Source organism: Niabella sp. (assembly GCF_030150205.1).
Lineage (GTDB): Bacteria > Bacteroidota > Bacteroidia > Chitinophagales > Chitinophagaceae > Niabella.
Window position 1 is genome coordinate 82,720 of the sequence record NZ_JASLGT010000024.1, and the last position, 12,471, is coordinate 95,190.

The 12,471-nt window shown below is 47.5% G+C and carries 13 protein-coding genes and 1 riboswitch; of the genes, 7 read left to right on the forward strand and 6 right to left on the reverse strand.

Features of this window, described 5'->3' with window-relative positions; genetic code table 11:
• The first annotated feature begins 35 nt into the window (after positions 1-35).
• The gene (locus Q1V85_RS17060; RefSeq protein ID WP_300601731.1) at positions 36-1,037 is read left to right on the forward strand and encodes an SRPBCC family protein; all 1,002 of its coding nucleotides are present in this window, start codon (positions 36-38) and stop codon (positions 1,035-1,037) included.
• Between the two features lie 190 nt (positions 1,038-1,227).
• Here Q1V85_RS17060 and Q1V85_RS17065 read toward each other — a convergent pair whose 3' ends face one another.
• The 4 genes from Q1V85_RS17065 to Q1V85_RS17080 form a co-directional block, all read right to left on the reverse strand.
• Complete coding sequence (locus tag Q1V85_RS17065) at positions 1,228-2,034, reverse strand: glycerophosphodiester phosphodiesterase family protein (RefSeq protein ID WP_300601732.1); 807 nt, start codon at positions 2,032-2,034, stop codon at positions 1,228-1,230.
• Between the two features lie 369 nt (positions 2,035-2,403).
• Complete coding sequence (locus tag Q1V85_RS17070; RefSeq protein WP_300601733.1) at positions 2,404-5,103, reverse strand: alpha-L-rhamnosidase; 2,700 nt, start codon at positions 5,101-5,103, stop codon at positions 2,404-2,406.
• A 94-nt stretch (positions 5,104-5,197) separates the two neighbouring features.
• On the reverse strand, positions 5,198-6,208 hold the full coding sequence (gene obgE, locus Q1V85_RS17075) for a GTPase ObgE (protein ID WP_300601734.1): 1,011 nt from the start codon (positions 6,206-6,208) through the stop codon (positions 5,198-5,200).
• A gap of 136 nt (positions 6,209-6,344) precedes the next feature.
• The gene (locus Q1V85_RS17080; protein WP_300601736.1) at positions 6,345-6,788 is read right to left on the reverse strand and encodes an SET domain-containing protein-lysine N-methyltransferase; all 444 of its coding nucleotides are present in this window, start codon (positions 6,786-6,788) and stop codon (positions 6,345-6,347) included.
• Positions 6,789-7,140: 352 nt separating this feature from the next.
• Positions 7,141-7,279: riboswitch (TPP riboswitch) on the forward strand.
• A 21-nt stretch (positions 7,280-7,300) separates the two neighbouring features.
• Here Q1V85_RS17080 and pnuC point away from each other — a divergent pair.
• Positions 7,301-7,906: a nicotinamide riboside transporter PnuC gene (pnuC, locus tag Q1V85_RS17085; protein ID WP_300601737.1), complete on the forward strand. Its 606-nt coding sequence runs from the start codon at positions 7,301-7,303 to the stop codon at positions 7,904-7,906.
• Positions 7,906-8,985 carry an acyl-CoA dehydrogenase gene (locus tag Q1V85_RS17090; protein ID WP_300601739.1) on the forward strand — a complete coding sequence of 360 codons (1,080 nt, stop codon included), beginning with the start codon at positions 7,906-7,908 and terminating at the stop codon, positions 8,983-8,985. The genes pnuC and Q1V85_RS17090 overlap by 1 nt, the downstream gene beginning before the upstream one ends.
• A 56-nt stretch (positions 8,986-9,041) precedes the next feature.
• Here the strand turns inward: Q1V85_RS17090 and Q1V85_RS17095 are convergent, their stop codons facing one another.
• The gene (locus tag Q1V85_RS17095) at positions 9,042-9,230 is read right to left on the reverse strand and encodes a hypothetical protein (protein ID WP_300601740.1); all 189 of its coding nucleotides are present in this window, start codon (positions 9,228-9,230) and stop codon (positions 9,042-9,044) included.
• A 179-nt stretch (positions 9,231-9,409) separates the two neighbouring features.
• Between Q1V85_RS17095 and Q1V85_RS17100 the strand changes: the two genes are divergently transcribed.
• The 4 genes from Q1V85_RS17100 to Q1V85_RS17115 are packed head-to-tail and all read left to right on the forward strand — an operon-like array spanning position 9,410 to position 11,830.
• Positions 9,410-9,970 carry a thioredoxin family protein gene (locus Q1V85_RS17100; RefSeq protein WP_300601741.1) on the forward strand — a complete coding sequence of 187 codons (561 nt, stop codon included), beginning with the start codon at positions 9,410-9,412 and terminating at the stop codon, positions 9,968-9,970.
• 44 nt (positions 9,971-10,014) lie between these two features.
• Positions 10,015-10,605, forward strand: a complete 591-nt coding sequence (locus Q1V85_RS17105) for an ACP phosphodiesterase (protein WP_300601742.1) — start codon at positions 10,015-10,017, stop codon at positions 10,603-10,605.
• Between the two features lie 13 nt (positions 10,606-10,618).
• Positions 10,619-11,179, forward strand: coding sequence for a DUF2911 domain-containing protein (locus Q1V85_RS17110; protein WP_300601743.1), 561 nt, complete (start codon positions 10,619-10,621; stop codon positions 11,177-11,179).
• Between the two features lie 9 nt (positions 11,180-11,188).
• Positions 11,189-11,830, forward strand: coding sequence for a DUF2911 domain-containing protein (locus Q1V85_RS17115; RefSeq protein WP_300601745.1), 642 nt, complete (start codon positions 11,189-11,191; stop codon positions 11,828-11,830).
• Positions 11,831-11,903: 73 nt separating this feature from the next.
• On the opposite strand, the gene Q1V85_RS17120 is transcribed toward Q1V85_RS17115, so the two are convergent.
• Positions 11,904-12,353 carry a hypothetical protein gene (locus Q1V85_RS17120; RefSeq protein ID WP_300601746.1) on the reverse strand — a complete coding sequence of 150 codons (450 nt, stop codon included), beginning with the start codon at positions 12,351-12,353 and terminating at the stop codon, positions 11,904-11,906.
• Between the last annotated feature and the right edge of the window lie 118 nt (positions 12,354-12,471).

Genomic DNA, 12,471 nt, shown 5'->3' on the forward strand with positions numbered 1-12,471 from the left:
TTTAAGTATCTATTTTTGTGCCCAAAAGCATACGCATGAAATTTATCAGAGGCATCCTTTTGTTCCTGGTTTTTGTTGTCATTTCCTTATTCGCACTTTCTTTTTTCGCACCGGACAAGCAGGAAGTGGTAAAATCAATTGTGATTCATGCGCCCATTAAGCAGGTATATGATCAAATGGTGCTGCTGCAAAACTTCAATAACTGGTCTGTTTGGGGACAATCCGACTCCTCCATCCGTTATACCTCCAATCAGCTTCCGGATGGGCAGGTTGGCTCCACAATCATGTGGGAAGGAAATGCATTATTATCGGGGAAGGGGAAAATTGCGTTGACGGGTCTTCTGCCGGAAAAACAGATCACGCATCATATCAGTTTGCTGGAGCCTCAGAAATTTGAAGCCGATTCCCGCTTTGATTTAGAAGAGCAAAAGGGCAGCACCGCCGTTACCTGGACGTTTACGCTTCCCTCCAAAAAGCCCTGGAATGTATTGAACATATTTTACAGCCTTGAAAAAGAAAAAGGGGCTGAGTTTGAAAGAGGGTTGCAGGCCCTGAAGCTGATCATCGAAAAATCGCCTGTAAAAGACCGGAACGCACCCCAAATAACCACGGGCTCCTTTCCGCTTACCAATTATGTTGCCATTAAGCAACGTGTGCTTTGGGCCGACCTTCCCAGCTTTTTTACCACGCATTTTCATCACCTGGAGCATTATACATTAAAGGACAGCGCCACCTCACCATTGCGGGTGGGCCTGTTTTATCAAACGGATGCAAAAGAGCTGCAGAGCGATGTTGCGGCCGCAATTGAGATCCCCGCCGGATTGAGCCTTCAGCTGCAATCACCCGAAGAACGGATCTCCGTGCCGGCATCCAAAACAATTGAAGCCGCTGTCAAAGGCGATCAATCCATCAAAGACCTGGCCTATAAAACCCTCGACGACTATGTTGCGGCCAAGCAATTGAAAGTAAAAACGCCGGTAATAGAACAGTACAATGGAAAGGATTCCACTACACGGATTATTTACCTGGTAGAGTGAACAGGTTCCGAAACGGAACCATTAATGAGCGCGTTATCGATTCCCGGCTTTTCCAAATGCTTTCAATTTATCCAACGGGCGGCTGTTAAACCCGCATCGCTATAAAAGAGGTTTGTTACAGATACCAATAAACCCATGTCAATCAAATGGTGGATATAGCGTGTCAACTGAAAAAGGCTTTTATACCGGTTTATTTACGCTCTTTTACCTGTGGCCTACTGAGGATCGCCTGTAGCAACAGGGGATCGTCTGTAGTTATAAAATCGGCACCCAACGCAATTAACCTGCGCAATGTTTCTTCATCGTTTACCGTCCATACATTGACCTTCATGCCTAATTTCCTGGCCTGGGCGAACCAGTCCGGGTTTGCAAGCATTGTGATATAACTGTAATCGATGTGGTTTATACCCGAGGCTTTCAGGTCTTTAGGTGCGATCGGGTTTTCATTCCTTAGATAGGCTACCGGAACCTTCGGGTGTTTTTTTGATAATTCTTTACAGATATAAAGGCTGAATGAGATATATTCCACCTGTTTGCGCATCTTCATCCGATCGACCATTTCCGTTACTATCTCTACCCAACGACGCTCCACCTCCGGCGAAGAAGCTGATTTGAGTTCGAGGATAAGTTTTAGGTCTGGGTGCTTTTTCCCTTCTTCGAGATATTGCTCTAAGGTGGGAACCGGTTCTCCATTAGGGAGCCTGATCTCGCGGAATGCTGAATAAGGTGTCGTCTCGATCACCATTCCGTTCAATTTGGGCCCATGGCTTATGATAGCGACGTTGTCTGAGGTAATATTCACATCGAACTCCGAGCCATAAGCCGCTATGGATGCGGCCTGTCTGAGAGACTCCAGGGAGTTGTTGGTTGACCCCGATGGCTTCCAATATCCCTGATGAGCAATTACTTTCGTTTTCGGCTTTACAGCCGGTGCCTTGGGGCTGAATCCTGCACAAACGGCTGCTGCCAGTGCGATCAATAAAAATGTCTGTTTCATTTTATGAGGTTTTCGTTTGCCCGATATATAGCCGCATCGTCCTTCTGATGTCATACCACATGGAGATACGGCCCATCGAATACTGCTGCAGTATGCTCAGGCCATTTGTCAAACGTTTTCTTAAATCCGCAGAAAAATGCTTTTCATTGCATCTGTAAAGATTTATTAACGAGTCAGATTAAGCGCTGCCTATTCTAAAGACAACCATTTCCCCGAACTCGTAAGGGCGGTTGGGCACACCGCTCAAATTGATCATTTATTAAAATACAGCAATTGCGACAACCGTTTTTGTGAGCTTGCTACAACTAAAACATGGAAAATGATCTCCTGCCTGTTAACAGGATCAAATTTGATCAATAAGCCGATCCATTATTTTCCCGGAAAACCAAACCGGTATTTTCCCGATCCGGTTTCAAGCTTCAGGTATCCGTCTTCTGTACCAAGATTCCGGATCTCTTTTATCGCAGATAAGGGTTTTCCCGACTCTGTAACACCCGCCCCATCCTTCACCGGGATGTACACGGTTGCCCTGGTATTGGCAGGCACTTCTACATCCATTACAATGTTACCATCGGTTATTTCCCAACCGGCCTTTGTAACACCATAATAGGTTTTTAACGAGGCCGAAGCCTGTTTAAAATTGCCGCCGATATAGGGTTTCACTTTTATATGCTTGTAGCCAACACCGTCCTCTTCGGTATCCAGTCCTACCATTTTCCGGTACATCCAGTCACCAATGGCTCCATAGGCATAGTGATTATACGAGTTCATGGACGGTGTTTGAAAGCTGCCATCCGGCTTGATGCCGTCCCAACGCTCCCAGATGGTGGTGGCACCCATTTTTACGGGGTATAACCAGGAAGGATAGGTTTCCTGTAATAACAGGGTATATGCCATATCGGTATATCCGAAACGGGTGAGCACATGACACAAATAGGGTGTTCCTAAAAATCCGGTTGTAAGGTGATTATTGTAACTTTTGATGTTTTCAACCAACCGCTCAGCAGCCTGTTTTCTCAATGCTTCCGGCAGCATATCAAAATGAAGCGCCAGTACATACGCTGTTTGTGTGCTGGATACCAGCCTGCCGGAAGGCGTCACGTATTCCTTTACAAAGGCCGCTTTTACATCTTTTAATAATTGTGCATAGGCCGTCGCATCGGCTGTATTGCCCAATACATTGGCCGCATTGACCAGCAACTGAACGGAGTTCGCATAAAAACATTGAGCGATCAGGTATTTATCGGTAACAGCAGCGCGGCCATCATTATCATCACCGGGACGATAGAACAACCAGTCTCCAAAATGAAACCCGGTATTCCAAAGATCATTTTTGGTGGTTTTCCGGATGCTTTCCACGTAGTTCTTCATACTGTTATACTGGGCTGCCAGTGTACGTTGATCGCCATAAGCCAGGTATAACTGCCAGGGAACAATCGTAGCCACATCGGCCCAGCCGGCACTGTTTGCGTTATTACCCAATACATTGGGTATTACATGTGGTACCCGGCCATCGATCTGATCGGCTTCCAGGTCCTTCAGCCATTTTGTAAAAAAATTATTCACGCCCATATTAAAGGACGCTGTACGGAAGAATGCCTGCGCATCACCCGTCCACCCCAATCGTTCATCGCGTTGGGGGCAGTCTGTAGGCACATCTAAAAAGTTACCTTTTTGGCCCCACTGGATATTATGCTGCAGCTGGTTGATCAGTTGATTGGAGCTGGTAAAGGTGCCGGTGGGTTCCATATTAGAGTATAAGGCAACGGCCTCAAAATTTTCGGGAGTTACCGTACCAGGATATCCCTCTACTTTTACATACCGGAATCCCTGCCAGGCAAAATGCGGATGAAAGGATTCTGTTTCCCCACCCTTCAACACGTAAATGTTCTGTGCCTTTGCGGCCCGCAGGTTTTCGGTGTAAAAATTACCGGCCTTGGTCAGTACTTCGGCATGTTGCAACTTTATAGAATCGCCCGCATTGCCCTTCGCCTTTACACGCACCCAGCCTACCAGGTTTTGCCCAAAGTCCAGGACGGTTTCACCCGCGGGCGTTTTAAATATCTTTACAGGTTTGAACACTTCGTGCGCAGTGATCATTTCATTATAAGTAGCCAGCAGATTTCCTTTATCAAAAGAAGCTGTTTTTACCGCAGTCCAACCACCATCATCATACCCGGCCCGCATCCATCCAGCTTTTTCTTTACGCGCATCAATGGTTTCCCCGTTATAAATTTCCGAATAGGTAATGGCCCCGGTGGAAGATTTCCAGGATCCATCAGAAACCACTACATCCCGGCTTCCATCCGTATAGTCGATCTGAAGCTGCAATAACAACGCAATGTCCTTACCATAGAAATTACGCTGACCGGAAAAGCCGATATTCCCCCGGTACCAGCCGCTGCCCAATGTTACGCCCAGCGCATTTTTACCCTGTTGTAACAGGTTGGTCACATCGTAGGTCTGGTACTGGAGCCTTTTTTTATAGGAGGTCCAGCCCGGCGTAAAATGCGCATCACCCACACGGTTTCCGTTAAGCGCCGCCTCATACATCCCGTGTGCGGTAATATAGGCCGTGGCCCGGGCGATCTTTTTTGCAATGCTGAATTCTTTGCGCATCACAGGACTGGGGCGCAATGTGGCGTCTTCCTCATAACCCGGCGCAATCCAGGTGGCCTGCCAGTCGGACGGTTGTAAAATAGCCATTTGAAAACCCGCCGGGTGGCTCCAGGCCGATGGTTTTCCGTTATTGTCCCAAATTCTTACCTGCCATTGATATTTTTCGCCGCTTTTTAATGCAGCCCCTTTATACGCAACATGCACCGAAGAATCGGAGGGTACTTTTCCGCTGTTCCATACGTTGTTTTTATTATTCGCTACCCGGATCTCGTAGGCTGTTTGCACTACATTGCGTTTACTGCTTTCCAGTTGCCAGCTAAACCGGGGCTGTATTACATCCAGTCCAAGAGGATCGATCCTATTTTCTGTACGTAAATTTTTTACTTCAGATTGGGCCACTGCGGAAAGTGCACAGGCGCAGGCGGCAAGTGCCAGCAATTTTTTGTTCATGAGCAAGCTTTGTAATTGTTTATCAACAACATCGTTGCTCCGAAAATAGGATGAAATGTCTGGAGAACCGTCCTGTACAGTCCTGAAACAGCGTTTATTGTTCAGGCTCCGGCGTTGTATTTAATATTTCCCAGAGTTTGTCTTTTAATTGCGTTAGCCCCTGTTGCGCTACAGATGAGATGAACACATGCTGGATATGCTCCGGCATTTCGGCACTGATAGCCGCTTTGAGCTCATCATCCAACATATCGCTTTTTGAGATCGCAATTAAAAACTGTTTATGTAACAATTCAGGATTGTACTGCTCCAGTTCATTCATTAATATATCAAACTCCTTGCGGTGGTCGGCGCTGTCGGCGGGAATTAAAAACAGCAACACGGGATTGCGCTCAATATGCCGCAGGAAGCGATGTCCCAGCCCGCGGCCTTCCGCTGCTCCTTCAATGATTCCCGGCATATCGGCCATGCAAAAGCTGCGGCCATCGCGGTATTCCACAATACCCAGGTTGGGTGTAAGGGTTGTAAAGGCATAGTTGCCGATCTTGGGCTTTGCTGCGGTGATCACCGAAAGCAGGGTCGACTTTCCTGCATTGGGAAAGCCCACCAATCCTACATCGGCCAGTACTTTCAACTCCAGCACCTTCCAGCCTTCAAGCCCCGGTAAGCCGGGTTGGGCATAGTCCGGTGCTTGGTTCGTGGGGGTAGCAAAATTGGCATTTCCTAACCCGCCTTTACCACCGGGCATCCAGATGATCTCCTGGCCATCTTCCAGGATCTCTATTTCTTTTTCGCCGGTTTCTTCATCCATAGCAATTGTACCCAATGGCACTTCAATAACTACATCCTTACCGCTGCGGCCGGTACAGTTATTATGCCCTCCGTTTTCACCGTTCTCTGCCAGTATATTTTTGTAATAGCGTAAATGCAACAGGGTCCACAGGTTCCGGTTTCCCCTTAAAATAATATGGGCGCCCCTTCCACCATCGCCGCCATCCGGGCCGCCTTTAGAAGTAAATTTATCCCGCAAAAAATGCTTGATGCCCGCGCCGCCATGTCCGCTGCGGCAAAATATCCGTATCTGGTCTACAAAATTGCTCTTTTCCATTATTCTGTAAACAAAGATAGCAGCATTCCTTTAGAAGTCGGGAACGAAAAATAGGTGTCGAAATCAGAAACGATCATTCCATGCATTATCATAGCCGGCGTATGAGCGTATATCGGCCTCTTTTTTCAGGCCGGTATTACCGTTTGGGCTTGGATTGCTCTTTTGCGGCTTCGCGGTCAAACCGTATGTTTTCCCGTACCTGCTTCCAGTATTGGGGGCCATAGGATACAAAGATTTCGCCTCCGGCCGGAATATCCGTTTTTGCTACCAGGAACACCCGGGTGCCATCTTCCACATACTCCGCATTGTTCCGGATGCCTTTTACACGCTGCAGCCCCGCAGCATCATTGGCATAGCGCCCAAAAGATTTTGGATGCTTGCTGGCATCAATAACCGCCTCATCGTTAATATGAAATATATACCCGTTATCGGAATCATCTTCCACCTCTTTCCAGGTCCGCAGATCTCCTGTATATTCGGTAACAATTTCCTTTTTTGCTATGGCAACTTTGGCAAACAAACCCTTACCGGCATTGGGAAGGGTAGAAGTTTTCACAAATAAACGCTTCGACGATGGCATGTAAAAAAATTAAGCGGAGCGAATATATCACAAATCATTGCGAAAGTATAAAACAAGGGAAAAATTATTTTCCGAACGGGCTATCCTTGCGGTAACGGCATAGCTGCATACCGGGATCTTATATTCAAACGCCATCCGCTTATTTTTGTCCGGACCAGAATGAGGCCCAGCGATTGTCATGGATGCACAGGTTAGCATACGGATATTATTAAGTGCTCAGGCCTAAGCCTGTGAGTAACCCGGATTGCACAGATCCAATCAACACGATCAGTGTTCCGGTAACCCAACCATAGCAGCACGGTATGCGGCACTCGTATAAACTTCCTGCTTACCTCATCCTTTTTGCTTACCTTCACGCCCATACGGGGTGCCTTTTCCGCCGGTGGCGGGATGAAATCAAGGCTGAGAATATACCCATTGGATCTGTCAACTATAAGATCCAGGAACCTGATCCGGGTAATGCCGGCGTAGGAAACAGCAGCTTTTCAGCCTGCCCCTGTATATTATGTTTTATGGCAAACTGGATCAGTGTTTTTATAGAGCAGATCAGGAATACGGGTATTCTTGAATGGCTGGGCGCCGGTCTGGGCGCCGCAGAAGTATTGCTGGCAAAAGCCAATAAGGTTTGGCTGTACCCGGCCGGTATTCTTTCCGTTCTTATCAGCATTTATATATTTCTTACAGAAGGGCTGTATGCCGAAAGTGCATTGAACCTGTATTACCTGGTGATGAGCATTTACGGATGGTGGTTCTGGGTGTTTAAACGCTCGGTAATACCGTTGCCCATTACCCGGGTTACCAAACAAGAATGGAATACCACCTTGTGGATCGCAGCAGGCGGATTCATTATCCTGTATTGCGTACTCCGGTACTTTACCGATTCTACGGTACCGGTTATGGACGCCTTTGTAAGCGCTACGGCCTGGGCCGGGATGTGGCTGCTGGCAAAACGGAAACTGGAAAACTGGATCCTGCTCAATATCAGCAATGCGGTGGCCATTCCACTTTTGTTTTATAAGCAGCTTCCGCTATATGCCCTGTTAACCCTTTTCTTATTTATCGTTGCGATCTTCGGCTATTTGGAGTGGAAACGCAGCCTTGAAAAAATTGAACAATAATGGATCAGCAAATAGCCGGGCAACTGGCGCATTTTACAAAAGAGGCCGATGAGCAGGCCCGCCTTACGCAGGAACAGCTGGATATCATTCACCGTGAAAAATGGTTCCGGCTTTTCGTTCCCCGGTCGCAGAACGGACTGGAGCTGAGCCTGCCGGAAGGACTACGGATTGAAGAAGCATTGGCAAAAATCGATGGCAGCCTGGGTTGGACGGTTACGCTTTGCAGCGGTGCCACCCAGTTTACCGGGTACCTGCCGCCGTCGCTTACCGATGCCATTTTTAAAGATCCTGCTGTTTGCTTTGGAGGCAACGGGGCATTAACAGGAATTGCAAGCGAAACCCCGGATGGCTACATCATAAATGGTTCCTGGAAATATGCCACAGGCGCACCTTATTGCACGCATTTTACAGCCAACTGTAAAATTGAAAAAGACGGCCAACTGCTTACCGATGAAGCCGGCGCCCCGGTTTACAGGTCCTTTTTATTTACCAGGGAAGAAGTTTCTGTTCAACAAGATTGGGATACGATGGGGCTGCGGGCCACCGCCAGTGAGCGATTTAATGTGAAGGACCAATGGATTCCGAGGGAACGCAGTTTTACGATTCATCCATCGGCTGCCACCCTGCCGGGATTGGTTTACCGGTATCCCTTCCTGCAATTTGCGGAAACCACACTTGCCGTTAACAGCCTTGGAATGGCCCGGCATTTTTTAGAGGCTGTTCAAAAATGGCTTCAGCCAAGACTGCTGCAGGAAGGTGCGCATTCCGCATCAGCGAGCCAGATCCGGCAAAAATGGCTGCAGGCCGATCATTACCTGCAAACCCTGCGCGGCCGCTTTTATGCCGCTGTTGATGATTCCTGGAATATTTTGTCAGGGCAGGGAACAATTCCGGAAGCGCTGCTGGCATCCATTTCACAACAAAGCCGGTTACTGGCGCGGGTGTCAAGGAAAATGGTTGCAGACCTGTATCCATATTGCGGTGTTAACGCCACGCAGAACGGTACAGAGCTCAACCAGATTTTCCGGGATATTTTTACAGCAAGCCAACACCTGTTGTTAAATGCTCCCGCAAAATAAAAAAGGCCCCAAAAGGGGCTTTAATAGTATTAAAGGACGGTTTGTTTTAACGGAGCTTAAGATGCGGACGCTACATTATTGGGACTGGCTTGCTTTTTAAGGTTTGCCAGGCCATCTTTTACTTTGTTTCCCCAATCGGATACCCTGGTTTTAACATTTGTTTTCTGTTCCGGGGTCATTTTATACCAGGCCGCTGCAGCTGCCAGGCCCAGGGCCAGAAGCCCGTTTCTTGTATTCTTGTTCATTTTCAAATATGTTTTATACAGTTAATGAATACCATTTTCCTCAAAAAACTGTGCCACAGTTCAGGAACAAGACATTGGCAAAAGCAAATTGCTGTTAAAATAGCCGGAAACCTTTTTCAAAGTTACCTGTTTTAATAATGTCCGGGCCCTGTGCTCCGGAAAAAGTTAAATTTTATTCAATGATGAATTTCCAGGAATACCAGGATATCGTTCATGCGATCCTCACCACCGAAACACCGGCGCCTCCCTATGACAATGCCGACTACTTCCAGTATACAAAAATGAACGGGTCCCGGATGAACCGCTGGCTCAAACAGAACCCGCTTACCGATGAAACAAAAGCTGTTTTATCCTCCATCGGCCGGAAGCAGCAATGGGTGGTCATTACCGAACCCTGGTGTGGAGATGCGGCACATATTGTGCCCATTCTTTACCTGATGAGCCGGGTAAACGACCAGATAGATTTTAAGCTCCAGCAAAGAGATTCCGGTTCTGAGATTGAAAAATATCTTACCAACAGCACCCGTTCCATTCCGATTTTGATCGTGCGCGATGAAAACGGCAATGATCTGTTTCACTGGGGGCCCAGACCAGCCGCGGCAAAAAAGGTATACGATGATCTAAAAGAAAAAAAAGCCGGTTTTGAGGAAACAAAAATCGCTCTTCAGCAGGTGTATAACAGCGATAAAAGCATTGGCATTCAACAGGAGGTAACGGCCTTACTGGCTGCTCACCGCTAAAATCGGCCCAACGCAGATTTTCCCTTTATCATTACATTTGTGGCATGAATTTCCTGGCACATGCATACCTTTCATTCAATAACCCGGATGTTCTTGCAGGCAATATGATCAGCGACTTTGTGAAAGGAAGCCACCAGGAGGCGTATCCGCCGGGAGTCCGGGCGGGGATCCGGTTACACCGCGAAATTGATGCGTTTACCGATGCCCATCCTGTTACCATTGCCGCCAAACAGGTTTTCCGAAGCGAATACCGGTTGTACAGCGGCGCATTTATGGATGTGGTATATGATTACTTTCTGGCAAACGATACCCGGGAGTTCCCCCCGGGGGCGCTGGAGCGCTTCGCCCGCGATACCTATCACACGCTGGATGGTTATTTTGACCTGCTGCCGGAAGGTTTCCGGCAATTGTTTTATTACATGAAACAGCAAAACTGGTTATGCAACTACCGCGAGCCCCAGGGTATTTACAGAAGCTTTGCGGGACTTGTGCGCCGGGCAAAATATTTAAACGATAGTCAGCCCGCTGAAAAAATATTTGCTGCAAACATTAAACGTTTGGGAGAGAACTACCGTCTGTTTTGGACAGACCTCAAACCTTTTGCAGAGGAACAGTTTAAAAAATTGATGAATTAAAATACGATCCGTTATGATGAAATATGTATTGATGATGGCGATGGGCTTCTTTTTTCATATAGCCGCTAACAGCCAATCCTGGATACCGGTTGATAAATCGCCCATGGACCAGATCTATTTTCCGGTTGATTATCCCTCAAAAAAGATCAGGGGCACCAGCGAGCCTTTGCGCATGCGGGTCATCTACAGCCGTCCGGCAAAAAACAATCGTAAGATATTTAACTCCGACATTGTTCCCTATGGCAAGGTTTGGCGTTTGGGTGCAAACGAAGCTACAGAGATCCAGTTTTTTACACCTGCGGTAATCGGAGGTAAAAAAGTGGCCCCGGGCCGGTATACCGTCTATTGCATTCCCACCGAAAAGGAATGGACCTTTATTGTAAATAAGGACACAGATGCCTGGGGCGCCTTTAACTATGATGCGGCAAAAGATGTGGTTCGGGTGTCGGTACCGGTAGAGGAGTTGAAAGATCCGGTCGAATTCCTGACCATTGATTTTGAAAAAAGCGGATCAACCGTTAACTTGGCCATCGAATGGGATCAGAAGAAAGCATCCCTGCCTATTAATTTTTAACTATAACGAATGAACTGTATCAAGGGCAGATGGTTCCTGCTTGCCGGCTTCGCATTACTGGTTGCCTGTAATCAGAAGCCCGAATCGAAGCGTACACAGCCTGTGTCAAACGTAGCCCCCTCCGGGGGGATGCAACCGGTAAATGCCCCCAATCCTTATGAGCCGGTTGACGTATCCCCGCTGGACATGAGCTACTACCCGGTTCACTACCCATTGCAGAAAATGAGCGGCATCGCCACCGAAAAACCCGTGATGCGTGTGATCTATAGCCGGCCGCATCTCCAGGGGCGTTCCCTGTTCGGTTCGGTGCTTAAATATGACCAGCCCTGGCGGATGGGTGCCAATGAAGCTACAGAGCTGGATGTGTTCCGCCCCGTTTATCTCAGTAACAAAAAAATTGAGCCCGGACGGTATACGCTTTACAGCATTCCGCATGAAAAAAGCTGGACAATTGTACTTAATAAAGACCTGGACACCTGGGGTCTGCGGCAGGATAGCACCCAGGATCTTTTACGGGTAGAAGTGCCCTCAACAGATGATAACCCAATGGTTGAATACTTTACAATGGTTTTTCAGCGGGCAGATACGGGAGCGAACCTGATCGTTGCTTGGGGGAGAACGCTTGTAAAACTACCATTTGTCATAAAATAAAGAAGGAGCAGAACGGCCGTTCTGCTCCTTTTCCATATCATTACACCGGAAGATCCGGTTAAAGGGGCCGATATCAGCGATCGGCTCTTTTGTATTTTACAACCTGCGTAATGCTTCCGCTGTTATCAACCGTTACATTATACATATTCCGGCTATCATTTACAACCAAATGATAGTTGACACCTTCGCTGTCGCTTACTTCTGTAACCCCTGCAATTTCTTTTCCATCATATTTTTTCCGGATCTGGTACAATACATGAGAAGGCAGTTCACTTTCTTTATAGTAACGGATCGTGCGGATCAGGGTTCCGTTATTGTCGATCATCACCCGGGTAGATACGGATCCCAAACGGAAGCTCGCCTGGCTATAGGTAGCCGTAGTAGCCCATTGTACATTTTGTGCATCGGAAAACACCTGGTTAAATGTTTTGATTACTTTTTCATTCACAGCAGGATTGGTGGGCACAGCGGCCATGGCGTTTAAACCCAGAGAAAGAACGGCGGTAAGAATAAAGAGTTTCATTTTTTAAAGTTTTATGCCGGGCTGCCGGCGGTTTACGTTTTTATTGCTTTGTTGAAACAAAAATAGCGTCAGATCCCGCCCCGGGTCAAGCGCTTTGCGGCTGATCACAAGAAAATGC